Source organism: Flavobacterium sp. XGLA_31 (assembly GCF_051547105.1).
GTDB lineage: Bacteria > Bacteroidota > Bacteroidia > Flavobacteriales > Flavobacteriaceae > Flavobacterium.
The window spans coordinates 515,078-540,172 of the sequence record NZ_JBPTTM010000002.1 but is presented as its reverse complement, the minus strand read 5'-3'; the positions used below and the strand labels follow the sequence as shown (position 1 = coordinate 540,172).

At 37.6% G+C, this 25,095-nt stretch carries 21 protein-coding genes and 3 tRNA genes; 9 read left to right on the top strand and 15 right to left on the bottom strand.

The window, feature by feature from the left end:
• Positions 1-110 precede the first annotated feature (110 nt).
• The 5 genes from ACSVH6_RS06495 to ACSVH6_RS06475 form a co-directional block, all read right to left on the bottom strand.
• The gene (locus tag ACSVH6_RS06495; RefSeq protein WP_438076717.1) at positions 111-1,196 is read right to left on the bottom strand and encodes a sensor histidine kinase; all 1,086 of its coding nucleotides are present in this window, start codon (positions 1,194-1,196) and stop codon (positions 111-113) included.
• 145 nt (positions 1,197-1,341) lie between these two features.
• Positions 1,342-1,761: a nucleoside-diphosphate kinase gene (locus tag ACSVH6_RS06490; RefSeq protein ID WP_171223171.1), complete on the bottom strand. Its 420-nt coding sequence runs from the start codon at positions 1,759-1,761 to the stop codon at positions 1,342-1,344.
• 111 nt (positions 1,762-1,872) lie between these two features.
• Positions 1,873-3,318 carry a T9SS type A sorting domain-containing protein gene (locus tag ACSVH6_RS06485; protein ID WP_438076715.1) on the bottom strand — a complete coding sequence of 482 codons (1,446 nt, stop codon included), beginning with the start codon at positions 3,316-3,318 and terminating at the stop codon, positions 1,873-1,875.
• A gap of 111 nt (positions 3,319-3,429) precedes the next feature.
• Complete coding sequence (gene bshC / locus ACSVH6_RS06480) at positions 3,430-5,022, bottom strand: bacillithiol biosynthesis cysteine-adding enzyme BshC (RefSeq protein ID WP_438076713.1); 1,593 nt, start codon at positions 5,020-5,022, stop codon at positions 3,430-3,432.
• 13 nt (positions 5,023-5,035) lie between these two features.
• On the bottom strand, positions 5,036-6,007 hold the full coding sequence (locus ACSVH6_RS06475) for a hypothetical protein (RefSeq protein ID WP_438076711.1): 972 nt from the start codon (positions 6,005-6,007) through the stop codon (positions 5,036-5,038).
• A gap of 95 nt (positions 6,008-6,102) precedes the next feature.
• Here ACSVH6_RS06475 and ACSVH6_RS06470 point away from each other — a divergent pair, with 95 nt between their 5' ends.
• The gene (locus tag ACSVH6_RS06470; protein WP_438076709.1) at positions 6,103-7,224 is read left to right on the top strand and encodes a cysteine desulfurase family protein; all 1,122 of its coding nucleotides are present in this window, start codon (positions 6,103-6,105) and stop codon (positions 7,222-7,224) included.
• A gap of 32 nt (positions 7,225-7,256) precedes the next feature.
• Positions 7,257-7,877: a porin family protein gene (locus tag ACSVH6_RS06465; RefSeq protein ID WP_438076707.1), complete on the top strand. Its 621-nt coding sequence runs from the start codon at positions 7,257-7,259 to the stop codon at positions 7,875-7,877.
• Between the two features lie 44 nt (positions 7,878-7,921).
• On the opposite strand, the gene ACSVH6_RS06460 is transcribed toward ACSVH6_RS06465, so the two are convergent.
• The 3 genes from ACSVH6_RS06460 to ACSVH6_RS06450 are packed head-to-tail and all read right to left on the bottom strand — an operon-like array spanning position 7,922 to position 11,319.
• The gene (locus ACSVH6_RS06460) at positions 7,922-9,307 is read right to left on the bottom strand and encodes an alpha-amylase family glycosyl hydrolase (RefSeq protein ID WP_438076705.1); all 1,386 of its coding nucleotides are present in this window, start codon (positions 9,305-9,307) and stop codon (positions 7,922-7,924) included.
• Between the two features lie 52 nt (positions 9,308-9,359).
• The gene (locus ACSVH6_RS06455; protein WP_438076703.1) at positions 9,360-10,121 is read right to left on the bottom strand and encodes an NlpC/P60 family protein; all 762 of its coding nucleotides are present in this window, start codon (positions 10,119-10,121) and stop codon (positions 9,360-9,362) included.
• A gap of 19 nt (positions 10,122-10,140) precedes the next feature.
• Entirely contained in the window at positions 10,141-11,319 is a 1,179-nt protein-coding gene (locus ACSVH6_RS06450) for an acetyl-CoA C-acyltransferase (RefSeq protein ID WP_438076701.1), read from the bottom strand.
• A gap of 248 nt (positions 11,320-11,567) precedes the next feature.
• Between ACSVH6_RS06450 and ACSVH6_RS06445 the strand changes: the two genes are divergently transcribed.
• From ACSVH6_RS06445 to ACSVH6_RS06435, 3 genes are all read left to right on the top strand, one after another.
• Positions 11,568-11,651: transfer RNA gene (locus ACSVH6_RS06445), tRNA-Ser, on the top strand.
• A gap of 4 nt (positions 11,652-11,655) precedes the next feature.
• Positions 11,656-11,730, top strand: a tRNA-Pro gene (locus ACSVH6_RS06440).
• A gap of 26 nt (positions 11,731-11,756) precedes the next feature.
• Positions 11,757-11,830: transfer RNA gene (locus ACSVH6_RS06435), tRNA-Arg, on the top strand.
• Positions 11,831-12,277: 447 nt separating this feature from the next.
• On the opposite strand, the gene ACSVH6_RS06430 is transcribed toward ACSVH6_RS06435, so the two are convergent.
• Positions 12,278-13,333 carry a DUF3810 domain-containing protein gene (locus ACSVH6_RS06430; protein WP_438076699.1) on the bottom strand — a complete coding sequence of 352 codons (1,056 nt, stop codon included), beginning with the start codon at positions 13,331-13,333 and terminating at the stop codon, positions 12,278-12,280.
• A 96-nt stretch (positions 13,334-13,429) separates the two neighbouring features.
• On the opposite strand from ACSVH6_RS06430, the gene ACSVH6_RS06425 reads away from it, so the two are divergent.
• The 3 genes from ACSVH6_RS06425 to ACSVH6_RS06415 all read left to right on the top strand — a co-directional run bounded on the left by ACSVH6_RS06425 (position 13,430) and on the right by ACSVH6_RS06415 (position 18,311).
• Positions 13,430-14,896 carry an aminoacyl-histidine dipeptidase gene (locus ACSVH6_RS06425; RefSeq protein ID WP_438076698.1) on the top strand — a complete coding sequence of 489 codons (1,467 nt, stop codon included), beginning with the start codon at positions 13,430-13,432 and terminating at the stop codon, positions 14,894-14,896.
• A 135-nt stretch (positions 14,897-15,031) separates the two neighbouring features.
• Positions 15,032-16,066, top strand: a complete 1,035-nt coding sequence (locus ACSVH6_RS06420; RefSeq protein WP_438076696.1) for a hypothetical protein — start codon at positions 15,032-15,034, stop codon at positions 16,064-16,066.
• A complete protein-coding gene (locus tag ACSVH6_RS06415; RefSeq protein ID WP_438076694.1) occupies positions 16,026-18,311 on the top strand; it encodes a hypothetical protein in 2,286 nt (761 codons plus the stop codon). Before ACSVH6_RS06420 ends, ACSVH6_RS06415 begins: the two co-directional genes overlap by 41 nt.
• Here the strand turns inward: ACSVH6_RS06415 and ACSVH6_RS06410 are convergent.
• A complete protein-coding gene (locus tag ACSVH6_RS06410; protein ID WP_438076692.1) occupies positions 18,298-19,152 on the bottom strand; it encodes a helix-turn-helix domain-containing protein in 855 nt (284 codons plus the stop codon). The two genes, ACSVH6_RS06415 and ACSVH6_RS06410, sit on opposite strands and share 14 nt — an antisense overlap.
• Before the next feature lie 80 nt (positions 19,153-19,232).
• On the opposite strand from ACSVH6_RS06410, the gene ACSVH6_RS06405 reads away from it, so the two are divergent.
• Positions 19,233-19,595, top strand: a complete 363-nt coding sequence (locus ACSVH6_RS06405) for a DUF983 domain-containing protein (RefSeq protein ID WP_438076690.1) — start codon at positions 19,233-19,235, stop codon at positions 19,593-19,595.
• Between the two features lie 44 nt (positions 19,596-19,639).
• Here ACSVH6_RS06405 and ACSVH6_RS06400 read toward each other — a convergent pair whose 3' ends face one another.
• The 5 genes from ACSVH6_RS06400 to ACSVH6_RS06380 form a co-directional block, all read right to left on the bottom strand.
• Entirely contained in the window at positions 19,640-20,188 is a 549-nt protein-coding gene (locus ACSVH6_RS06400) for a PepSY-associated TM helix domain-containing protein (protein WP_438076688.1), read from the bottom strand.
• Between the two features lie 4 nt (positions 20,189-20,192).
• Positions 20,193-22,397, bottom strand: a complete 2,205-nt coding sequence (locus ACSVH6_RS06395) for a TonB-dependent siderophore receptor (RefSeq protein WP_438076686.1) — start codon at positions 22,395-22,397, stop codon at positions 20,193-20,195.
• Positions 22,398-22,572: 175 nt separating this feature from the next.
• Positions 22,573-23,061 (bottom strand): DUF6265 family protein, encoded by a 489-nt coding sequence (locus tag ACSVH6_RS06390; RefSeq protein ID WP_438076685.1) that lies wholly within the window; start codon positions 23,059-23,061, stop codon positions 22,573-22,575.
• A 36-nt stretch (positions 23,062-23,097) separates the two neighbouring features.
• Positions 23,098-23,706 (bottom strand): HPP family protein, encoded by a 609-nt coding sequence (locus tag ACSVH6_RS06385; protein WP_438076683.1) that lies wholly within the window; start codon positions 23,704-23,706, stop codon positions 23,098-23,100.
• A gap of 9 nt (positions 23,707-23,715) precedes the next feature.
• The gene (locus ACSVH6_RS06380) at positions 23,716-24,987 is read right to left on the bottom strand and encodes a chloride channel protein (protein ID WP_438076681.1); all 1,272 of its coding nucleotides are present in this window, start codon (positions 24,985-24,987) and stop codon (positions 23,716-23,718) included.
• Positions 24,988-25,095: the final 108 nt, after the last annotated feature.

Sequence of the window (25,095 nt, the reverse complement as noted above, 5' to 3'; positions counted from 1 at the left end):
GGGTAAAACCATTCTGCAGTGGGGTGAAATCATCCTGCAATGGGGTGAAATCGTTTTCCCATGGGGTTTTAACGTGCCCCCAAGCGCAGACGCTGCGAAACCAAATACATTTAATTTTTGAAATGAATGGTAAAAGTGGTACCCAACCCGGTTTGGCTTACGACATCAATATAGCCGCCCATATCCTGAACATGATGGTATACTAAATAAAGTCCGATACCCTTGCTGTCTTCATGATTATGAAAGGTTTGATTCAGCCCGAATATTTTATCCTTTACTTTCAGGATGTCAAAACCCCGACCGTTATCTGTAAAAATCAACTGGGTGGTATCGGTGTTTTTTTGAGAGGTAATGGTAATCACCGGAGGATGTTCCGGATTAGCATACTTGATGGCGTTGGTAATTAAGTTCAGGAAAATACTGTCCAGATAGGCTTTGTTGAATTGGACGGTTTCTGCCAAAGAAAAGTCATAAATCAAAGACGTTTTAGAATCTTTAATGAGTGACTGAATGGAACCGGTTACCGATTCCAGTGATTTTTCAAACGACAGTGATTCAGACTGTATAACCAAACTTTCATTATGACTGATGTTGTCTACATAATTGTCCAAGGTTTCTTTGAGTCCTTCGGTAGCTTTTTTCAACATGGCAATATATTCGCTGGTTTCTTCATCTACAATCTTAGATGTGTCCAGCAAACTGTAAACCGTAAGCAAATTATTCACTGGCGATCGCATATCATGAGAAGCCGTGTAGGTAAGTTTTTTTAAATCCTTATTGATTTTCTGAAGATTGGTCAAAAGAGCGTTGCGCTCTTCTTCCAGTTTTTTGAGATGAGTGACATTCTTGGCAATAGCATAAACCAGTTCCAATTCCCCCAAAGGCATAGAAGTCCATGATAACCAAACAATAGCACCACTTTTGGTTACATAACGATTTTCAAAATTCAATAAAGGTTTTCCGGCTCTGATATTGGCACGCATTTGTGAAGTAATCTCCCGATCTTCTTCATGAATAAAATGATTAATCGGTTCGGCCAATAATTCTTCAATAGAATATTCAAGCAATTGGCAGGCAGCAGGATTCACTTTTCTGAAGTAACCGTCAAAACCGGCAATGAATAATAAATCAGCCGAAAGATCAAAAAAAAGCTCCGTATTGTAGGTTTCGTACGGAATATTGTACTCTTCATTCATGGATAACAGTATTAGGGGGATGGTAAATTTAGAATAAAAAGTTTATAAAAGCGTTAATGCCGACAATAAAAAATCCCATTTCCGATGAAATGGGATTTAATATATTTATAAAGGGTTGAACACCGGGTAAAACCCAAGCAAACTCTTAGAATTGCTCTCTTCCTGCAAAGTGGAAAGCACCTTCAATAGCAGCATTCTCATCAGAGTCAGAACCGTGAACGGCATTCTCTCCAATAGAAGTAGCATATTTTTTACGGATAGTTCCTTCAGCTGCTTCCGCAGGGTTTGTAGCTCCAATTAAAGTTCTGAAATCTTCCACTGCATTGTCTTTTTCCAAGATAGCTGCAACAATCGGACCTCTTGTCATGAATTCAACTAATTCACCAAAGAATGGTCTGGCAGAGTGCACTGCATAAAATTTTTGAGCGTCAGCTACAGTCAATTGTGTTAATTTCATTGCTACAATTCTGAAACCTCCTTCAGTAATCATATTTAAAATCCCACCGATGTGTCCGTTTTCAACAGCATCAGGCTTAATCATAGTAAATGTTCTATTCGTTGCCATTTTTGTTTGTTTTATTTTAAAATTGGGTGCAAAAATAGACCTTATTTTGTGAAATAAAAAATCCTGCCCAATACTTGAACAGGATTTTTTTAATGATAGCCTTATAAAAGTTTATTCTTTTATCAATTTGGTAGTTAGGATTTTGCTCGCTGTTGTAATTTTAACAAAATAAATACCTTTACTCAGTCCAATAGCATCAATACTTACACTTTTTTCATTTGATTTGATAATCCCTAATTGTTTTCCGGTAACATCATATAGGGCAATTGATTCTATTGCTGCATCTGGTGTTGTTATTGTCCATCGATTTGAGGAAGGATTTGGGAAAACTGTAAATTCGGAAGAATCAAAATGAGCTGTTCCCAATAATTGATTGAATGAATAAGCCAAAGTATTTCGATTGAAAGTGACGTCATAAAAACCGTCTGCTATAACGGCAATATTGTTTGAGGAATTATAAATAGCCGTTCCCGACGGAAATGAGTTAGGGGTGTCGTTGCTTCCCCAATTCATCGTCCAATCCGAATTTTGACGAAACTTTACTTCTCCGGCCATCAGTGAAATGTTTGATAGGGTATATTCAATACCATCTGTTGTATTCATGAAAGTATCAGTAAACCAACTGCCGGATGTTGCAGAACCGATTAAGCCTATAGCTAAATAGGTAAAACTGTATAATCCTGATATTCTGTTGAAACTAACATTGTAAGTTCCGCTGGGAATGACGATGTTTTGAGCAGCATTGACTCCGGTTCCGTTTGGAAAACAAGTAGCTTGATCATTGGTACCCCAATTCAGTGTCCAACTGCTGTCTTGTCTGAATTTTGCCTCTCCGGCAGTAAAAGTATATCCGTTGAGCGTGTAATTAATACCATCATCAGTAAACATTTCTATATCAGTATCCCATCCGTTAAGGGCCGTACCAATAATACTAATTACAGGATAAGACGGATTTGTAAAGCTATAATCACCGGTATTTCGGTTAAACAAAACATCATAGGTCCCTCCGGTTACCTGAATATTAGGACCATCGTGAACGGCGTTACCGTTAGGAAAATTAACAGCTCCCCAATTGGTATCCCAAGTAGAGCCTTGCCTGAATTTTGCTTCACCGGTAACGAAAGTGTAGTCATTGAGTATATAATTAACTCCATCAAGAGTACTCATAGTTACATCATTATTCCATCCGTTAAGAGCATCACCCACCATATTTATGGTAGGATAAGCTGCATTACTAAAACTATAGGCTCCTGTATTTTTATTAAATACAACATTATAGGTTCCACCGGTCACAGCTATATTGGGTCCACCCAATGTAGCGCTTCCCACCGGAAAAAACGGAGCCCCCCAGTTTACATCCCAAGCACCGTTTTGTCTAAACTTTGCTTCACCAGTGGTGAAAGTATAATTGTTCAGGGTGTAAGTAATGCCATCAGTACTGTTCATTGTGATGTCGGTGGTCCAACCCGAAAGCGCTGTTCCAATCATGGAAACGGTTTGTGCATTAGTATGAAACGCTAAAAAAGATAAGAGTAAAAAAAGTAGTTTTCTTTTCATAATTAATAATTAAAGGATGCGGTTAATGGTATTAATTATAAAAGTAAGGAATGTTTTTTTAACATTTTTTAGTCTGCCCAAACGAAAACGTTTTCGTGTTGAAAACTTGTTTTAGAGGGTAATTATCGTAAAATGTTGATTCAAAGGCTGTAATTCGGCAAACAATTGTTCCAAAAAAGAGCCGTTGTGTTCTAAATAAAATGTCGAAAAATTGGCCTTCCGTTCTTGTAATGATTGGTTAGGGAAAAGCTCATTTTGCAATAGAAGAATACGCTCTAATTTCTCGGCATGAACTCTCTTTTCTGCTTTTAGAAATCGTTTTTCCAAATTCTCCAAACCTTTAATTTGTTTGGCTTCTTGTGCTTTTACAGCTCCAACAAAAGATTTATCCGTTTGTTGTGCTATGGCAGTCAGCTTATCAAATTGTTGCTTCAAGAATTCTTTTTGTGTGCTGAAATCCAAATTGATTTGAGAAAATTCAATGGCTTTCTTATTGTATAATTCCTGTTGATTACGGAATAGTTCCTGCCAGCTGAGATTCAGTTTGTCTGCTTTCTGAACTTGTTTATCAGTGGCTAAAAGGACAGAATTGCGCAAAAGCAATATGGGAAATGTAATTTGATTTGCTTCAAAATTGGAACGTAATTGCAACCAATAAGCCAACTCACCGCCACCGCCGATATAACAAAGGTTGGGAAGAATAACTTCTTGATATAAAGGTCTTAGAATAACATTAGGGCTGAATTTCTCTGGGTTTTGCTCCAATAAATCAAGAATTTCTTTTTCTGAGAAAGCCAAATCAGTATGATTCACTTTGTATTGCTGGTCTTCAAAAATAAGACGCTCTCTCAGATTATCCTCAATATAAAAAAGGTTGATTTCTCTCGGATTAACCTGTATCGTATACTCTTTTTCAAGAGCTGCATTGGTTGCTGTAACTTTTTGAAAAGACTTTTGTTCCGTCAATTCTTTTTGAATGTAAGGAATCATTATTTTTTTCAAAGAAACATCATCCCCGTCCAGAATAACCAATCCTTTTGCGCCAAATAGCTCATTCACCAAATAACGGGTGGCATCAGCTAAGGTGTTGTGATTCAGATAAGCTTCTTCAAACAAACTTCTTAAATGAGCGGCGTTTTCACCGAGACCTAATTCTTCGGTAAAAACGTCTAAAACTTCGGACAATCCTTCGTTGGTTAGTCTACCAACCGGACCTTGACTGGTACGGTCCCATTTTATTTTTACATTTTTAAAATGGAAATAGTTAATTTCTTCAAAATCATGATCCTCTGTAGCCATCCAGTAAACAGGCACAAAATGATGTTCCGGATAGGTTTGTTTTAAATCCTGACACAGCTTGATAACCGAAACTATTTTATACAAAAAATAAAGCGGTCCGGTAAACAAATTCAGTTGATGTCCCGTGGTGACCGTAAATGTTTGAGGGTCTGATAATTTTGAAATATTTTGGGAAGTAGCTTCAGTAAGGACAAAATTTTGATATTGCAGTTTCAAAGCTTCCACTAAAACAGTTCTGTTTGATAACGGAAAATTATTCCGTTTTTCATCTATTTGTGCCTTGAAATTTTCCAAAGAAGGAAATCGATTGTAAAACTTTTTCAACTCAGGTTTCTGATCTAAATAATCGACAATCAATTTAGAAAAGTATCCTGATTTTTGATAGCTGACAAAGTCGGTAGGCATAAGTAATAATGAATTATGGAGTGGTTATGAAACTTCCGAAAGTGTAAGTGTCTCCTAAGTAAAATGTACTGTTTCCCTTTTTCATAGTCACATTCTTTAAAACTATGGTGTGTTGAAAATCAGTACCTAAGGTTGTAGTGCTTACTTCAATAATTCCACTAATATTATCCACGCCATCTACACCATTCCATTCTTGTGATAGTATTGAAGTTGTAGGGGTTGGGGTGGTACACAAAAACTGGTCATTTATCACACCGGAATACAAACGGTAGGTTAACTTATGAGTGCTGTCAAGAAGTGCTGTACGTGGAGTAGTAGTTACTTCATTAGCAAATAAAGTAGCATAATCAGCTACATCCAAAATAAAGGCCTCACTACTGTTGAAATTAAAGATTCGGTTATCACAAGTGCTTTTTTGAGCCTGCTCATCAAAGCCCAATGCAAGTGGCGTAACATTTACGGTATAATTCCCGAAAACAAAAACACCGTTTCCATCGCCATACAATTGCGTGGTGCCGTCGGGTTTTAGGAAGGTCGTGTTCTTGAAAACAATATAATATTTGTAACCGATAATTTTAGTTTGATTGGTTGTTGCATTAGGAGCGCCATAAACTGCCGATACTGTTATTTGTAGGGTTCCGGATGTGGCTTCCCACTGCTCGCTTAATGCCGGCGTGGCACTGGGAACGGTTGGACAAAGATTGTCCTGACTCACATTGGCACTGTATTTTCGGTAAACCACATGAACACCGTTACCTATAGGAATTTCAAGAGGTTCTCCCGTTGGTGTAGGGTTGTTGGTAAAGACAGAAGAAGAAATTTCGAGATAAAGCATCTCATTGTCTTTAACTTTATACAAAACATCTTTATCTCCGCATTTTAGAATACTTCCTTCGGAAAAATCAATGACATCAACAGTTAAATTGCCGTCATCACAGGCATTGAAGATAAAAAGTAAAATCAGGAGGCTTAAAATGCGTTTCATTCGGATGCTAAATTTTTTAGCAAAAATAAGTTTTTTATACTATTAAAATTATCTTTTATCATTTAATTAGGACATGTCCTTTTTATATTTGCAACATGAAAAAAGTTTACCTTGATAATGCAGCTACTACGTCAATTCGTCAGGAGGTTATTGACGAAATGGTTAAAGTGATGCAAACGGAATATGGTAATCCATCGTCCACACATAGTGTTGGGAGAAGTGCTAAAGCGATAATTGAAACAGCCAGGAAAACCATTGCTAAATATTTACATTGTACGGCGCAGGAAATCCTCTTTACTTCGAGTGCCACGGAAGCAACCAATTGGATTTTAAGAAGCGCAGTCAAAGATTTTGGAGTAAGAAGAATCATTACTTCCAAAACTGAACACCATGCAACGTTGTATACCGTAAAGGCATTGCAGCAAGAGTTTGGCATTGAAATAGTTGAAGTAAATGTACTCCCGGACGGTAGTTTGGATTACAATCAATTCAAGGCATTATTTCCGAGTGAAAGAAAAACATTGGTTTCGTTAATGCATGTTAATAACGAAACGGGTGTTGTACATGATATTGCTCAAATAGGAGAGCTGTGTCACCAATATGATGCCTTTTTTCATTGTGATACCGTGCAGTCTGTAGGTAAAACAGAGTTGAATTTACAGGAACTGCCAATCGATTTTCTGGTAGCGAGCGCACACAAATTTCACGGTCCTAAAGGAATAGGGTTTGCTTTTGTTCGTAAAAATGTAGTATTGCAACCCATGTTGTTTGGTGGTGAGCAGGAAAAAGGCTGGCGAGCGGGAACCGAAGCAGTTCATCAGATAGCCGGTATGGCAAAAGCACTGGAACTGTCTTATGAACAGTTGCATGAAGAGAGAATTTACATAACCGAATTGAAGATGTATTGTCTCCAAAAATTACAGGAAGCTTTTCCGGAAGTGACAGTTAACGGTGAGAATACGTTATACAATATCTTAAATGTATTGTTGCCTTTTTCGGAGGCTAAAACAGCGATGATATTGTTCAATCTTGATATGAAAGGCATTGCAGTGTCACGCGGAAGTGCCTGTCAAAGCGGGAGCATAAAGCCTTCTCATGTTTTGGCAGAGATGCTTTCGGAAGCCGATTTGAAGAAGCCAAGCCTGCGTATTTCGTTCAGTCATGAGAATACCAAAGAAGAAATAGATTATCTGATAGAAGTTTTAAAAGAAATTTAAATTAAATTTGAATTTATAAAAAAGAAATCATCATGAGAAAAACAATTTTTACAATCATTTTAGCTTTAGGAATAACTACGATATCTTCCGCTCAGAAAAAAGGCGATGTTGAATTCGGGTTGAATATTGGATACAACAGTTCGAGTGTTTCGAATTCCAGAGAAACATCAGATTCAAAGTCAGGATTCAACTTCGGTGGATCAGCAGATTATTATTTTTCCAGAGCATGGAGTATCAAAGGAAAGTTGATTTACGATCAAAAAGGTTGGGACAACGGTTTTATTGAAGATTCACAAACCGGTTTTCAATACAATACTGACTACAGATTAAATTATTTAACAATCCCGATTATGGCCAATTGGCATTTTGGAAATGACAGAAACTGGTATTTACAGTTTGGTCCTTATATGGGTTTTTTGCTTAGTGCTGAAGAAACCCGTTTCGGGACTGATGTTAAAAAAGCTTTCAATACAAATGATTTTGGTTTGACACTTGGTATCGGTGTTAAAATTCCGGTTTCTGATAAAGTGAAATTGTTTTTCGAATTTGACGGACAAGGTGGTGTAGATGATATTTTTAAACAGAATGATTACTCTGCAGTAACCAACAGTCGTACCAGTATCAACTTCGGAGCTAACTTCTTATTGAAATAATTTCAAAGATTTATAAAAAAAGTCCCGATTTATCGGGACTTTTTTTATTTCACTAATACCATATATTGCCATGGTTTTAATTGTAAAGTGTCATCTCCTTTTAACGTTATTGGTGCTCCGGAAAACCATTCGGTGTAATTGCCTTTCTGGTGTTCAGCGTTTAGTTTTACAGTGGCCGGTTTGTCACTGTAATTGATTATTGAAATGATTTTATCTTTTTCTTTGGCTCTTGAAAATGAGATAACTTGTTCTTGTTTGTCGTTAAAAATACGAACCATAACGCCTCCTTCATTACCATTCCATAAAGCGCGATTGCGGTGTTTCAGTTCAAAAAGTTTTGTATACAATTCTTCATAAGGCATTTTGCTCCAGTCAATTTGGTCTTTATCGAAAAATTTGAGTGATCGGTCAAGTCCGGCTTCCTGCCCGCCATAAACTAATGGCATACCGTTAACAGTACCGCATAAAACCATGGAGGCTTTCAATCCGTCACCAAAATTGGCAACCATATTGCCGTTCCAGGAATTCATATCGTGATTGTCTGTAAACACCATCCGGTAACCGTCACGCGGAAAGGTGCTTACGTCGTGCGCCATATATTCTACCAAGCCGCCGATACTTTTTTTGTCGCGGGTTACAGCGGTCATTTTGTCAAATAAAGTCCAAGAATAGGTCATGTCGAAGGCCTTTTTATGCAAGTCGCGAGATTCCCATTCTGCGAGCATAAAAACCGGCTTCACAGCATCCATTTCGGCTCTTGCATTGTCCCAAAAATCAGTTGGGATAAAACCCGCAGTGTCGCAACGGTAGCCGTCAATATCAAAATCTTTAACCCAGTAAACCAAGGCTTCGGTCATGTATTTTCTGATACCGGGCTTTTCGTAATCAAAATCAATTACATCATCCCAATCATACCAAGGCGTGGGTTGAAAATGACCTTCTTCCGTTTTAGTATACCAATCGGGATGATCTTTCGCTAATTGATTATCCCAAGAGGAATGATTAGCCACCCAATCGATTATGACATGCATACCCATACTGTGGATTTTGTCTACCAAATGTTTGAAATCTTCTTTGGTTCCAAATTCCGGATTTATGCCATAATAATCTTTAACCGAATAGTAGCTGCCCAACGTACCCTTGCGTTTTTCAACACCGATAGGGTTGATGGGCATAAGCCAAATGATGTCGATTCCTATTGCTTTAATTCTCGGTAGATGGGATTCAAAGGCTTTAAAGGTACCTTCAGGGGTGAACTGTCTTACGTTAACTTCATATATGGTAGCATTTTTACTCCATTCAGGATGTTTGAGTTCTACATATTCATGGGGTTGGTATCTTTTGTCAGTATCGGAACCTTCTTTAGATTTGATACAGCTTACTAAAAACAATGAGATGAAAAGGAGTGTGGTCTTAGTTAAAGTTTTCATTTTAAATAAATAAGCCTAAAAGTAATAAAAAAACCGAAACTCATGTTTCGGTTTATATTATTTTCTTAATGACCCTTAATCGGTGAGTATGTCTGTTTTGTTCTGCATTATAAATACCTAAATGATCCAATCGGTCAATCCTAACTCTACCACTGGCATGGATGATGTAGTTGTTTTCCATCATGATACCCACGTGAATAATTTTGCCTTCTTCATTATCAAAAAAGGCCAAATCTCCAGGTTCACTTTCTTCAATAAAACTGAGAGCATCTCCTTGTGTTGATTGCTGCGAAGCATCACGTAAAAGCTTGTAACCGTTTAGTTTGTAAACCATCTGGGTAAAGCCTGAACAGTCTATTCCAAAAGGTGTTTTACCGCCCCATAAATAGGGAGCATTCAGATACATGTACGCAGTGCTAATTAAATCCGATTTGGGTTTGATACCGCTTATTCTCATGCCTTCAAATTCAAATCCTTCGGTGTTGATATCACTATGGTTTAAAAACGAAAGCGAGGCTCCCAGTGGAATCGGCAAAAGCATATTTTTTGCGTTGGTCACATATTCCACCAAATCAGAATTCAGGATTATGGCGTCTTTGGATAAATCTTTAAAATTCTTGTCGCTAATAATTTGGTATTGCTTAGAATCAACCCAGCCTTCGTAATCATCAAATTGTAATTTGATTTTTGCCCATTGATTTTGTGTTTCTAAAATCTCAAAATGCTCACCAAACAGTACCTGCGAAACAATCTCGCTACGGTCACTGGGCTCAGCTCGTAAAGGAATTATAGCAAGGTTACAAATGGCAAACATTCAGATATATTCTATATGATTAGGCTCTTTCTATCACTAGGGCAGAAGCACCACCACCTCCGTTACAGATTGCTGCGGCACCAATATTGGCATTATTCTGTTCCAGAACGTTAATCAGTGTCACGATAATTCGCGCTCCTGAGCATCCCAGCGGATGGCCTAAGGAAACGGCTCCTCCGTTTACATTTACTTTGCTGTTATCTAAACCTAGAATTTTAGCATTGGCTAAACCTACTACTGAAAAAGCTTCGTTAAACTCAAAAAAGTCTACATCAGCAAGAGACAATCCTACTTTGTTTAATGCTTTTGGTAATGCTTTGGCCGGAGATGTGGTAAACCATTTAGGTTCTTGTGCAGCATCAGCGTAAGATTTGATGTAAGCCAATGGTTTTAATCCCAATGCTAAAGCTTTTTCTTCACTCATCAATACCAAAGCTGCAGCTCCGTCATTGATGGTAGAAGCATTAGCCGCTGTCACTGTTCCTTCTTTAGTAAAGGCAGGGTTAAGAGCTGGTATTTTATCTAATTTTACATTGGTAAATTCTTCGTCTTTAGAAAAAACAATAGCATCGCCACGACGTTGCGGAATAGTAACCGGTACCACTTCGTTATCAAATTTACCTTCACTCCAGGCTTTAGCCGAACGCTCATAAGATTGAATAGCAAAAGCATCTTGTTCTTCACGGGTAATTTTATATTCAGTTGCGCACAAATCAGCGCTTACTCCCATGGCATTATTGTCATAAGCATCAACTAAACCGTCTTTTTGCATGCCGTCAACTAAAGTAGATGGGCCAAATTTCACTCCGTTTCTCATGTGTACATAATGAGGAATCAGGCTCATGTTTTCCATCCCTCCGGCTACTACTACTTCAGCATCTCCCATCATGATGGCCTGTGCTCCCTGCATTACTGCTTTCATTCCGGATGCACAAACTTTGTTTATTGTGGTACAGATTACAGTGTTTGGTAATCCGGCATAAATAGCCGCCTGACGGGCAGGAGCCTGTCCGACACCAGCCTGAACGACATTACCCATTAACACTTCATCAACCAGGTTGTAATCTAAATTAATTTTATCTAAAGCGCCTTTAATGGCTGTTGCACCTAAATGGGCAGCAGTAACGGTGGATAATGAACCCATGAAGCTTCCTATTGGGGTTCTTACTGCTGATACGATCACTACTTTTTTACTCATAATACTTGTTGTTTGTTTGTATTGCAAAACTAAACTTTTATTGCAAATTATGGAATTCAAAGCCCAATTATTCTTAAATCAATGAAAATAATAAAAAATGAAAAAGGCTACTGTATTGACTTTGAACTTGTTTTGTAAATATTTATTTTAATAGATAAAAAAAGAAATGAAATAGTTGTAAATTATAGAATGATAAATTACATTTGCAACCGCTTTAAGAAAATGTTCTTATACAATTTGAAAATTTAGGAGAGGTGCCGGAGTGGTAACGGAGCAGATTGCTAATCTGTCGACGGGTAACCGTCGCCAGGGTTCGAGTCCCTGTCTCTCCGCTTTCGGGGTGTAGCGTAGCCCGGTCATCGCGCCTGGTTTGGGACCAGGAGGTCGCAGGTTCGAATCCTGCCACCCCGACGAAAGAAGAAATTTTCTAAGAGCAAGGTCTCATAGCTCAGCTGGATAGAGCAACTGCCTTCTAAGCAGTAGGTCGAAGGTTCGAATCCTTCTGAGATCACAAATAATTGAAAAAGCCCAATAAAAATATCCAAACTTGTTTGAGTATTTTTATTGGGCTTTTTCATTTTCAAAGCGGAGCTTTGAAGGATGTTGCGCAGCAAAATCCTTTTGCGATTAAAAGACAAACTGTCAAAACAGGTGTTTTTTTAAAGAATGACACTCTGTTCCTAATCTTGCAATCTGTCACCATTGATGCTTTATCTATGACTTTCCCATACTTTAGCTATGTCGTAGGTATATAGGAGCCGGGGACTTACCCTGGTGAGTAATTATTGTTTCTGTAATTGTTTGACATAGAAAAGAACAAGATAATTTATTCTGAATGAAAAAAAGTATGCAACGTCTGACAACAGTGATATTACGGCACTTCAGACTGTGTATCGCTTCGTTAAGTTGAAGTAATAAGTCTGTTCCGCGTTCCTTCTTTGGTGATGGAATGTCTTATTTACTTTATCTCCTTGTCTCTGTAGTAGTTAATCAATAAATCCACAAATTTGCTGTAGCTCTCCAAGCCGTCTTTTTGCTGATTGGTCTTCAAAAACTGATCATAAAAAATATGGAATCCTTTATCGATAAAGGTGTCGTATTGTTCCCAAAACTGTTCACTTTCTTTAAAGTTTTCAAGAATTCCTTTGTTGATTGTCGGTTTCAGTTCTTTAAATCGTTCTTCATTTTTCTCGATAATACTACCCAGACAATAACGCAAAGCAGTAGTATAGGCTGAATATTGAAAGTACAAGTCTTTATTTTTGATGCAAGCCATAAAACCAATGAAATTGCATTCACTTTCACTGCCAAAGCCAATTTGGTGTGCCATTTCATGACATACCACATTGGGAAAACTATACATGGGTAATTTGTCATTAACCTGTGCCTCATTGGTAAAAGGATTTAAATATCCGCCAAATCCCATATACGTGAGCGGCAAACTTATTAAAGACTTCTTCCTGCTCGGAATTTCATATTGAAACATTGGGTATTGTTGAGCCAAGTTATCGTATCCGTTTTGTGTCAGTTTAAAAATACTGTCTTGAGAATATGGATTCACTACTTTCTTGTTGCGGTCTTTTGTCAGAGCAAATTGGACCTCATTAGTTTTTGCAATCAATTTTTCAGTGAATGAAATCAAATCAGCTTCGGTATATTCTCTGCAAATTTTCATCTTTTCAAAAAGAGGTAATCGGTAGTAATTGAATGCCCACAGCAAATGAAACAGAAAATAAACTACAGAAAGAAAACTAAGTGCCGACCAAACTTTGCTTTTCCAGTTGAGCTTACGTTTTTTGTAGAACCAATAAATGCAATAGATGATAACAATTCCATAAATGATATCACCTACTGAAAACGGAATTTTTCCCAAAACTGTTCTGGAAAAATGTGAAATCCAAACATACAGACCCTTGCTGTAAAGCTGCTCTACAGTTTCAGGAAAAAAAGCGAGTATCCTCAGTGCGATAATCTGAATCAGTAAAAATACGGGAAGTATGTATTTGCGTTTCAAGGCCAATTTTTAAAATGTAAATATAATCACAAATCAATTTCCAAAGTAGTTAAACTTTGTAACTTTGCGACTTTGAAACTAACAAACTAAAATATAATGAGCCAAGAAATTAGAAATCTGGAACCCAAAGCACTTTGGAATAAGTTCGCCGATTTAAACGCAGTACCTCGTCCGTCTAAAAAAGAGGAGCGAGTGATTGAATTCATGAAAAACTTCGGAAACAGCCTCGGATTAGAGACTTTTGAGGATGAAATACGCAACGTAATCATTCGTAAACCGGCCACACCGGGTATGGAAAACCGCAAACCTATAGTGTTGCAAGGCCATTTGGATATGGTGCACCAAAAGAATAACGATACCAATTTCGACTTTTTAACCCAGGGGATTGACATGTATGTTGACGGTGACTGGGTTCGTGCCAAAGGAACCACACTTGGAGCTGACAACGGATTGGGAGTTGCGGCTATTATGGCAATATTGGAAAGTAAAGACATACCGCATCCGGCTATTGATGCTCTTTTTACCATAGATGAAGAGACAGGAATGACGGGAGCTTTAAACTTAAAAGGTGGTGTGTTGAAAGGGGAAATACTATTGAATTTAGATACCGAAGAAGATGACGAAATTGATATTGGTTGTGCCGGCGGTATTGATGTTACGGCTACTCGAAAGTATACAGAAGAAGCAGTTCCTGAAGGTTCAGTGGGCTATACCATTACCGTAAAAGGTTTGAATGGCGGTCACTCCGGAATGGATATTCATAAAGGATTGGGGAATGCCAATAAAATCATGAATCGCTTGTTGTTTGACGGATTTGAGAATTTTGGTTTACAGATTTCTGAAATTAGCGGTGGTAGTTTGCGCAATGCGATTCCGCGTGAGAGCGTGGCCAAAGTCATTGTAGCCGGTATGTATGACGAGGCATTTGTTTTTGATATGCAAGAAATCATTAATGATATCAAAGCTGAATTTAAAACGATGGAACCCAATCTTACTATCGATATCGAAAAAAGCGATTTGCCTGCCAAGGTGATGGATTTAGGTGTTCAGGAAGGGTTACTTCGTTCGATTTATGCGGCTCATAACGGCGTCTATCGTATGTCTGCCGATATGGAAGACTTAGTGGAAACATCCAACAATATTGCCCGTGTTATTGTAAAAGACGGTGAAATTTCAATTCAGAATTTGACACGTTCATCAGTTGAGAGTTCTAAAATGGACTTGGCTAACGCTTTGCGTTCGGCCTATGAGTTGTTTGGCTGCGAAGTTGAATTTTCCGGTAGTTATCCGGGTTGGACTCCCAATGTGAATTCACCTATACTGGATGTTTTAGTCAATCTTTATGAAAAACAAAACGGAGGAGAAAAACCAAAAGTAGTAGCCTGTCACGCCGGTTTGGAATGTGGTATCTTGGGAACCAACTATCCGGGTATGGATATGATTTCGTTTGGACCGACTATTCATGGGGCACACAGTCCGGATGAGAGAGCTTCTATCAAATCATCCCAGAAATTCTGGAAGTTTCTTGTGGAAATTTTGGCGAATATACCCGAAAGGAAGTAAGCTGACGACACAAGTTAGTATGCAAATTATAATGAAAACCCGCTTAGCAATAAGCGGTTTTTTTACGCAAAATAATTAAGAAATTAAATATACTTTTAATACGAATTTTACGTTATACCGAAAACAGGCAATGATATGAAAAAACTATTTCTTTTAGCGATGCTTTCGCTGTGCTTTGGAGGCTGTAATAAGGACAACAAAGTATTACATGTTGAACGGGCTTTTTATTATTGGAAGAGCAACGATTTGGGCTATGCAGTTGAAGCTAAGTTGGCTTCGGACAGTATTAAAAAGTTATACGTCAAGTTTTTTGAAGTTGATTATTCGGAAGCTATGGGGAATTATCCACACGATAAGCTCAGCAACTATGGCAACTTTTTTGAACATGAAACAGGTATTGAGGTGGTGCCGACAGTCTTTATCAAAAACGAGATATTTAAGTACAATTCGGAGCGCGATTTGGATAAACTGGCTGATAATATTGTTTTTTTAATCAACAAAAGAGGAGGGAGCGGCTTTGGTAAAAACTTTGGCAAAGAAATTCAAATTGATTGCGACTGGACGAAATCGACCAAAGAGAAGTACTTTTATCTGCTGCGAAAAATCAAAGAACTGTCAAAGAAAGAAATCAGTTGTACGTTGCGATTGTATCCGTATAAATACAAGGAAATCATGGGCGTTCCGCCGGTTGATAAAGCCATGCTGATGTGTTATAATTTGATTAAACCTTTGACGAGCAGTGACAAAAATTCCATTTTAGATATCGCCGAACTCAAATCCTACCTCAACGAAAAGCGGAGTTACCCGTTGCATTTAGATGTGGCTTTGCCGGTTTTCAGTTGGGCACAATGGTATCAAAACAATCATTTTCAGGGTTTGGTTGATTTAAATCGAGAAGAGTTGAAAAGCTTTACCAAAGAAATTAAACCGATGTGGTATGAAGTGACCAAAGACACTTCTTTTCATTGGGCCGAATATTACCGTGTTGCCGATCAAATAAAATACGAAGATGTCTCAGCTGCAACCATCCAAGAAGCGATAGCCGTGATTAAAAAGAATGTTGAGATGGACAATGAAACGACTATTGCCCTTTTTGACGTAAGTGATAACATTTATATGCAATACAGCCATGAAGAACTTATTGGTTTTTATACTGCTTTTTCTAAGTAGTGTTTACAAAATAACCGCCTGCGGTTATACCCCTTATGGTGAAGATGTACGCTATTGCCTGTTTGGTCCGAAGTATTTTAATTTTAAAGAATATTCGGGGTTTTATTATAACAACTTTTTGTGGGGTTTTGATACGATGAGCGATTCGTTTCCCGACAAGATAACGTATGAAGCCAATATACTGGATTGGTACCGATACACTAAAATGAAAGTTTCCCTTGAGGAGATTGTGGCGTTTAATAATCAGTTAAAATTTACCGATATTCACCCGGGAAGCCCCAATGCTTTTGTGCAGTTTTTGTATAAAAACCACCGAAACGATGTGCTAAAGTATTTTAGGTACGCCAAAAAATGTGAAGATTTTAATGGTTACATGGGTAATAATACCTGGGAGCGTTCAGTGGATTATAAAGAAGCTTCCGCTGCGAAGTTTAGTGCCGAATTGTATCGTGCGTATCAAACTGAAAAAAATCTGATGCTGAAAAGAAAGTATGCGTTTCAATGCATCCGATTGGCGTATTACCATGGCGATATGGCGACGGTCAATCGCGTTTTTCATGAAGCTTTTGCCAAAGGCCAAAAAGATTATGTCTACTATTGGAGTTTGTATTTTTATTGTTTCGGACATAATGCAAAAGGAAATTACAACGACATCGCGGAGATTTTTGCTTACTGCCCTGAAAAAGCATTTCCAAGCCAGTTTTATTTCAATAGCGAATTTAACTTGAATACGGCTTTGTCATTTGCCAAAACACCGGAACAAATTGCCAATTTGTACGCTTACGCTTCGCCACGGATTATTACTAAAAATCTGGATAAGCTGAAAATCATTTACCAAAACAAACCCAAATTCAGAACACTCGATTTCTTATTGCTGCGCGAAATCAACAAGCTCGAAGATTGGATTTACACGCCTTACTATACCAATTACTCACCTTCAATTGAACAAGAAGATTATTACAGCGAAAGTGAGGCCAGCAAAATTACGACACTCACGTTGCGCGCCCGTTCTGACAAAGACCGTTTGTATGCGCAGGAAGTATTGCATTTTGTGCAGCAAGCCGATATGCGAAAAGTAGATAATCCGGCATTGTGGAAAGCAGCGGAAATTCAGTTGTTGTTTATGACACAGCAATATGATTTGGCATTGGCTGCCATTAAAACATTTGAAAGACAGTATCCTCATGAGAAAGTGAGTGCAGAAGTGTCCATGATGAAAGCGTTATGTTTAACGGCCCGACAACCTTTTGGTAAAGCGGTTATTGTAAATGAAGTTCAGGAAATCATTAAACAACATAGCGATGACCGGCGTTTTATTTTTGCATTGGGTCGTGAATTGGAATTTAAAGGCAATCTGCTCGATGGTTTGGCACTGATCTCCAATTTGAACCATTCCTGGTCTGAAATTGGTTCTAATGCCGATGATGTAGAGTGGCGTGGGAACCGCTTGTTGACTACCGATAATTTAGATGTGTTTTACAATTATTTTGATTATCTTGATTTTGTGTACGCTGCCCGTGATTTGCAGACGATTTTGAACGCTTTGAACCGGCTTTCGCCTGAGCAAAAGAAAAATCAGATATATCAAGTATTACTCCATGATAAAGACTATTTAACCGATTTGCTGGGGACTAAATACATTCGTGAAGAACAGTTGGGAAGTGCTTTACTAACTTTCAGATCAATCCGAAAATCCTACTGGGAAGAAAACTACAATGCTTGGGAACGCGGGCGATTTGATGAGTATTTGGAGTTTGACAGCAATCCGTTTTACACTCTTAAATACACTCCGGATTTTATCCCGCGTAAAGAGAAGTATTTTGTTAACAAACTCACCATCACGGAACATTTGATAAAATACCTAAGGCTGGCTAATGATGTCAACTGTAAAGACCGGGATTATTATTATTTCTTAATTGGTAATTGTTATCTGAATATGACTGATATGGGTAATTCCTGGATGATGCGGCGTTATAGTAGCTATACCACATATGATGATACTTATCTCAATGAATCCTATATTGATAATTTAGAATACCGTACCCGTGTCAAAACGATTCGTTATTATGAATTGGCCTATCAAAATGCGAAAACTGACAAATTCAAAGCGTTATGTTTGCACATGATGGATTATGCGCAAAAACAGTCGGGTGAAAAAACGGGTCGGGTGATACGGGAATATCCGCAATACTTTAATGAGCTGTCAAATTGCATTGCATTGTCAACTTATTTTAATGCCCGATAGTTTGTGTCATACGAAATTCACGTGGCGTGATGCCGGTTTTTTGCTTGAACAATCGGGTGAAATAGGAGTAGTTTTCAAAGCCCAAAGTATCGGCAATTTGATTGACAGTATAGTTGGGATTGATCAGTAGTCTTTTAGCTTCCAGTACTACTCGATTGGTGATACTTTCGGTCACGGTTTGATTGATGGTTTCTTTGCAAATCCGGTTTAAATGCTTTAATGTAATATTCATGTTTTCAGCATAAAACGATGGAGACTTCTGAGTTTTATAAAACTCTTCCAACAGTATTTCAAACGCCCTGATTTTGTAGTTGTAGGAATGGGTGGTGTGATTGTTTTCGGTTAAGTATAGCTGTGTTGTTTTGATGTGGATGCAGTCCAGTAAATTGAGAAAAACAGCGGTGTTGTTTTGTTGTAACAGCAATTCAAAATAGGGCAGGATTGCTGACAGTTTTTCCTCAGAAAAGATAATTTCAGGGGTGTTTCGCATCGATTGATAAAAAGGATAATCTTCAATTTTTCTATTGCCAAAATGCAGATTGTAACTTTCCCGGGTATAAAAAAGAATATAGCCCTCTATATCATTTGACAATTCCCAGTGATGCATTTGTCCCGGTTGTAACACAAAAAGACTTCCGGGTTTGATGGTAAAACGCTCAAAGTCGATTTCGTGCATGCCGCTGCCGGCGGTGAACAAAACCAGCAAATAAAAATTGTGCCGATGTGGTTTTTCTATAAAAGGGTGAGCTTTCAGATGGTTTTTAAAAGTGTTTACATACAAATTACTTTGCTGAATCGGAGTGCTAAAGTGCTGAATGTTGTAAACGGGATTATTTTTCAAAATGTCTTTTTTGTGCTATAATTAGCGAAGATACTAAACATTTGGTGTTCTTGAACCTTTTACCTTTGCAGAAAAAAATCATGTTAAACAGTTTGTATTATATTTTGAGAAATAAATGTCCTAATTGTCACAAGGGAGATGTTTTTGCGGACAAAAGTTTCTTCTTCAGTTTAGGCTTTCCAAAGATGCACGAGCATTGCAGTCACTGCGGCTTTAAGTATGAAAAAGAACCGGGTTATTTCTTTGGGGCTATGTTTGTCAATTATGCTTTGACGGTAGGTGAGGGTATTATTACCTATTTCTTGGCCAGTCCTTTTTTTGACAAAACTTTTGATCTTAGAATCATTCCGATTATTGCCACAGTCATTATTATCATGAGTTGTTTTAACATCAGGCTGTCAAGGATGATTTGGATATATATGTTTAAGAATTATTCGATGTAGATAAAAAAAGGTTCGCATAGCGAACCTTTTCAACTAATTTAAAATTAACCTAACAAAAATAAAAACAGTAGCGGGAAGACAATACCGGCCAAAGCCAGTTTCCAACCTCTGCGTTTAAAGTTAAATTTTCCAACCGGAATCATAAAAGCTCCGGTTATGGCGATGATAATCAAAGACAACCCGAAAATATCTCCGTAATAAATCCACCAAGAAGAAGAGCTTTTGTGCAGCTTCATCATTTGACTGATAACCGGTGTTTTGATATAAGAAACAATTTCACCTTTACCAGATTTCATGTCAATTTCGACATCGTGCTTTTCAAATGACATTTTGAACTTACCTTCATCTACTTTGTTCCGACGCATTTTATCGTCAATGCCTAAAGCTTTGCCTAACGAATCGGCAAATTTTTCATTGATTTTATCTTCTGCCGGTAAATTTACTTGTATCGTTTTGGTTTCTACGGTGTATTTTTCAGGATGCCAGCTTTCGCGGTGGTTCATCATGATGCCCGAAGCGGCAAAAGAAATAATCAATCCGATATAGAAATATCCTAAGTCACGGTGTAGGTTGCGGATAGTCGTTTGTTTCATTTGTTTAGAATTTATACGATAAAGTTGTGGTTAACATTCTCGGTGCTATTGGCGTTACTGTATTGTCATCATATACATAATAGCTTACCACATTGCCTAAGTTTGATAGTTTTGTTCTGATAGTGAAATTTTTAATGGTATAACCGACAGAGGCATCCAATTGTAAAAAGCCATCCACAGGAATTGGTTTTCGTGCTAATTCAGCTGCTGTAGAGGCATTGTTAGGTTTTAATCGCCCGCCTAAACGCTCTCCGATATAGGTGGATTGTAACCCAATTTCCAAACCTTTGCATTTTGTTGTTTCAAAAGTATAAAAGGCGCTGGCATTGGCAGTGTGTTTGGGTGAAAAGCGTAAATGTGTTCCGCTGTCATAAATGTTACTTTTAGTATATTTTGTTTCATTAAAGCTGTAACCGGCAATCAGTTTCAACCCTTTATGTTGACTTGTAATATCAACTTCAAGTCCTTTGCTTTGATAGGCTCCTGCCAGTTCTTTGATATTCGTATTGGTGTTTCCATTACTGAAATCCGTTTGTGCCAAATTACTATAATCGATTAAATACGTTGTTAAATTGGCTACTAAGTGGCCTTTAAGGAATTCGTTTTTAACACCAATTTCATATTGATTAATCGTTGAATGAGGCAACGCTTTTAAATTGATGTCTGTTCCGGTATTTAATACAAAAGAATCGGAATAGCTGGCAAATATGGAATTGGTTTTGGTAGGTTGGAACACAATACCCAATTTTGGAGAAACAATATTATCGTGTGTTTTAGTTTCCAAATTATCCCCAGTGGAGTAAGTGAATGTATTGGTCGTATTTTCCAAATAACTGTAACGTAAACCGGCCAGTACTTTTACTTTTTTGGTAAGTTCTATCAAATCCTGAAAATAAACTCCGACTCTTCTAATGTTGGCTAGCGCATTGGTATTTTTATCCATAGCGGGTATAACCGTATTAGCGTAAATAGAATTTTTGTCAAGGATTACCGTTGGATTATAAATGTTTATTTTATCATAATAAGTAATGTTTTTGTAAGCCAAAGTACTGGTGTTGCTTTGATCGGCATCTGCACCAAAAAGCAAAGTATGCTTGATTTTACCTGTGTTGAATGTTCCGTTTATATCCGCTTCAACCATACTGTAATCTTGTTCTGTATCCGTTTTTTGAACTCCTCTGGTCCAGTCTCCATTAGCTTGAACTAAATTAGTTGCGTTTGGTCTTAAACTGGATAGTAAGTTCGTACTGTATCCTTGGTAGGAGAAGAGTCCTTTTAGTTGCCAGTTTTTATTTAAATCATGATTAATGGTCGTGGTGAATCCCACTTGTTCGGAATCAAACTTCCCCCAATTAAATCCTAAGAATGAATTTCTGGGCAATTCAATTACTTTATAATCAATCGTCGCCAATCCAAAATCGGGTGTTCTGTTGTCTTTGGTATAATCTGCTTCAATTAAAACAGATGTTTTTGCAGAAATGTCAAGTAAAAAGGAAGTGTTGAAGTAAATTCTTTTGGTTTGTACATCGTCTCTGAAACTATTCCCTTGCTCGTAACTGCTGATAAAGCGATACGCTACGGTATTACTATTGTTTACAGCACCAAAAACATCTACAGTAGGCTTGAAGAAATTGTATTCAGTAGCTCTGAAGTTCAACTCCCCACCATGATCAAATCTTGGTTTTTTGGTAATCAAATTCAAAATTCCCCCCGGGGCAACGTTTCCGTACAACAGAGCCGAACTCCCTTTCAAGATTTCAATGCTTTCCAAAGAACTGGCTTCAGGTATTATAGAACCATTGATGCGAACTCCGTTTTTAAAGGTGTTACCTCCACTAAAGGTGAACCCACGAGAACCCAACTCTTCTTGGTTGTTTCCCGAAGCATTACTGGCCCCGGAAACGTATATGCCATTCGCATTTTTTAATGCTTCTGAGAGTCGTAACACTTGTTGTTGCTTGATGGTTTCTTTCCCGATAACCATTGAAGCTTGCGGTAAATCTAAAGGCTTGATGTTGGCTTTTCCGCTTTTAACGATTGTTTTTTGTTGTTGCGAAATGATAATGACTTCTTTAAGGACTTCTCCTTTTTTGTTTTTTACCGTATCACCTACGAAGGCGTACAATTCTTCATCTTTTGGGGTTTCTTGACCGAAACCTGAAGCACAAAGCATGAGTGTTAGGGCTAGGGTTTGGATATATTTACACATTTATTTAGAATAATTAAAAATAATGATGCAAATATAGAAATGGGAATCAAATAATAAAAGTTTATTTAGATTAAATATAAATAATAATTTTATTTGATTGATTATGTATGAATTAGAAATGAAAAAAAACTCACTATTGAGTGAGTTTTGATAAGTTTTTAGGGGAAATTAGACATTATTTTCGTTGCATCGGATAGCTTTCTTTCGATTCCTTTCCTTGTTGCTTGCCCGAAATCATGGCAATCAAATTATTTTCATTCACTTTTTTATAAGCTATTTTTTGCGGATAATCATGCGCCGGATTTTCAAACGTAAAAGTGTTTTGAACCTCAGAAGTCAACTTGAAATCAACAGCTTTGTCGTTGTTTTGCCCTGTTACAGTTGCACTATAAATCAGCTCATCATCCTTTTGCACCAATTGGATACTTTCAAAATGAACAGTATCTTTTGAATTGATAAAATAAGTATTGCCGGTGAAAGTGCTGTCATTTTCTTTTTTCCAGTTTTCGGCTAGCAAGCCTTCCGGCATCTTTTGTTCCCATGAACCAATCAACCAACTCAATTTTTCAATTTTATCGAATTTTTTGTGTGACTTTTTTTGACAGGAGATTAAACAGGCCGCCATTACGGTAGTACTTATTAATATAACAATCTTTGATTTCATGTTTATGGTGTTTGTTAATCGGTAAAATTAGTAAACTTATTTCGGATTCATATATTTCGGAAAAAAAGGAATCTTTTTTCTGATTTCAGAAAACTTTTTATTCACCGGATATTGTCGATTGGAGGTAATGTTGTTAAAGAATAAAGCAACTAAAAGTAGTAATGATGAACCCAGTAATACAGGTGAAATAACATACCAATAGCCTAGGTTTTTCAGTTCAGTCGACCCGGTAACTGCAATTAAGGCAGTGGCTCCTCCCGGCGGGTGTAATGTTTTAGTAATTTGCATCAAAACGATAGAAAGCGAAACGGCCAAAGGCGCTGTAATCCACAAAATATCAGGAGCCATTTTTTGAACAGTGACTCCAATAAGCGCTGAGACCAAATGCCCGCCTATTAAATTTCGGGGTTGTGCCAGCGGACTTTGGATTACACCATATACCAAGACGCTCGAAGCACCAAACGAACCAATCAGATAAATGACATCTGAATGAGGGAGCGTTCTCGACTGTAAATAAGCAATAATACCAATACCAATAGAGGAACCCATAAAAGCCCAGAAATGTTCTTTGGCATTAATTAACGTTTCTCTGTACAATATGTATCGGGTCCGACGGTAACCTCGTCTGATTTTTTTAATAGGCATACGGATGATTTAAGCGGTTTTGCTGTAAGTATAAACGGTAAAAGGAAAAATCATTTTTGAGGTATATTGGGCAATCAAACAAACCATAAGAATAGGGAAGAACAGGGAATAATTGTTAATCATGCCACAAACTAAAAACAAAGCGGTAAACGGCGCGTGAATGCTGGCACTCAGAACAGCAGCCATACCCATTACCATAAAATTAATCGGAATAACATTGGCTTTGAGATAGGTATTCAAAAGAGTGGCTACCAATAAGCCCAGGAATGCGCCAATAACAAGGCTAGGGGCAAAAACACCACCATCACCTCCGGCCGCCAGGGTAGTTGAAGTCGCTATGGGCTTTAACAGCAGTATACCGATTAAGGGTAGCAACGAGGTCAATGTGGCTACGGGGTTTGTTTCTGTAAAAATTCCCCTTACCGCATGATAACCATCACCGTACAATTGGGGTAACATTAGTAAACAAAGGCTCAAAATGCCGCCGCCTATGATGATTTTGTGATAATGCTTGTCGATTTTGCCAAACATTGTTTTAAAAAACAACACCGATTTGGTTAAATAAACCGAATTCAACCCGGCCAAAATACCAAGTACAATAAAATAAGGAATCGCATAAACATGCCAGGTTGTGATGGAGATAGGGAACAAAGGTTTTTCATCCATGAATAATAACAAAGCTGTGGCAACCAGTAGAGCAATGCCGTTAGTCAAGAAGAAAATCCGATTTTTTTTTCGGCTTATCACCTCCATAGAAAATAAAATACCGGCAACAGGGCTGCTGAACAGAACGGTAATTCCTGCAGTGATTCCTGCACAAATTAATTCGGATTTATACTTTTTAAATCTCTTTTCTTTTTGTTGTGCAACATTGCCAATAGCTGCCGTAGCGACTACCGTAGATACCTCAATCCCGGTCGATCCACCAAAAGCAACAGTCAGCAGACCATTAAAAAAATGAGAAGGAATTTTATATAGCGGCAGGTTTTTTGTTTTGGATTGGGCTACATCAAAAATCTCTTTAATCCCTTTGTTAGACTTCTTTTTGAACAGATAATGGCGTAAAAAATAAATCACAGACAAACCGAAAACAGGAAAACAAATGATGTATAACCAATGATGCGCTGCTTTTGAAAAGAAAATAGTTTCGTAATGTTCCGTTATATGCTTCAACGAAATACCCAGAAAAGCCGAAAGAAAACCAATCAGTACGGAAGCGACAATTAGTTTTTGAAGTAAAATAAAATGATATTGTCGTTTGATTCTGGAAAAGTTTGTCATTTGTAAAATAAGATTTTTACAAAATTAGTAAATCAATTTCCGAAACAATCCTAAAACCATCTTAAAACCGTCCTAAAAAAACTTGAAAACGGAAACTTTTAAGTTGGA

Bases quoted from the DNA above. Each gene is read 5' to 3' on its own strand.
- ACSVH6_RS06380 (WP_438076681.1), bottom strand. From the start codon at position 24,987: ATGACAAACTTTTCCAGAATCAAACGACAATATCATTTTATTTTACTT.
- bshC (WP_438076713.1), bottom strand. From the start codon at position 5,022: ATGCCTACCGACTTTGTCAGCTATCAAAAATCAGGATACTTTTCTAAA.
- ACSVH6_RS06405 (WP_438076690.1), top strand. From the start codon at position 19,233: ATGTTAAACAGTTTGTATTATATTTTGAGAAATAAATGTCCTAATTGT.
- ACSVH6_RS06385 (WP_438076683.1), bottom strand. From the start codon at position 23,706: ATGCCTATTAAAAAAATCAGACGAGGTTACCGTCGGACCCGATACATA.
- ACSVH6_RS06460 (WP_438076705.1), bottom strand. From the start codon at position 9,307: ATGAAAACTTTAACTAAGACCACACTCCTTTTCATCTCATTGTTTTTA.
- ACSVH6_RS06400 (WP_438076688.1), bottom strand. From the start codon at position 20,188: ATGAAACAAACGACTATCCGCAACCTACACCGTGACTTAGGATATTTC.
- ACSVH6_RS06455 (WP_438076703.1), bottom strand. From the start codon at position 10,121: ATGTTTGCCATTTGTAACCTTGCTATAATTCCTTTACGAGCTGAGCCC.
- ACSVH6_RS06495 (WP_438076717.1), bottom strand. From the start codon at position 1,196: ATGAATGAAGAGTACAATATTCCGTACGAAACCTACAATACGGAGCTT.
- ACSVH6_RS06390 (WP_438076685.1), bottom strand. From the start codon at position 23,061: ATGAAATCAAAGATTGTTATATTAATAAGTACTACCGTAATGGCGGCC.
- ACSVH6_RS06485 (WP_438076715.1), bottom strand. From the start codon at position 3,318: ATGAAAAGAAAACTACTTTTTTTACTCTTATCTTTTTTAGCGTTTCAT.
- ACSVH6_RS06450 (WP_438076701.1), bottom strand. From the start codon at position 11,319: ATGAGTAAAAAAGTAGTGATCGTATCAGCAGTAAGAACCCCAATAGGA.
- ACSVH6_RS06470 (WP_438076709.1), top strand. From the start codon at position 6,103: ATGAAAAAAGTTTACCTTGATAATGCAGCTACTACGTCAATTCGTCAG.
- ACSVH6_RS06395 (WP_438076686.1), bottom strand. From the start codon at position 22,397: ATGTGTAAATATATCCAAACCCTAGCCCTAACACTCATGCTTTGTGCT.
- ACSVH6_RS06425 (WP_438076698.1), top strand. From the start codon at position 13,430: ATGAGCCAAGAAATTAGAAATCTGGAACCCAAAGCACTTTGGAATAAG.
- ACSVH6_RS06415 (WP_438076694.1), top strand. From the start codon at position 16,026: ATGAAGAACTTATTGGTTTTTATACTGCTTTTTCTAAGTAGTGTTTAC.
- ACSVH6_RS06475 (WP_438076711.1), bottom strand. From the start codon at position 6,007: ATGAAACGCATTTTAAGCCTCCTGATTTTACTTTTTATCTTCAATGCC.
- ACSVH6_RS06490 (WP_171223171.1), bottom strand. From the start codon at position 1,761: ATGGCAACGAATAGAACATTTACTATGATTAAGCCTGATGCTGTTGAA.
- ACSVH6_RS06420 (WP_438076696.1), top strand. From the start codon at position 15,032: ATGAAAAAACTATTTCTTTTAGCGATGCTTTCGCTGTGCTTTGGAGGC.
- ACSVH6_RS06465 (WP_438076707.1), top strand. From the start codon at position 7,257: ATGAGAAAAACAATTTTTACAATCATTTTAGCTTTAGGAATAACTACG.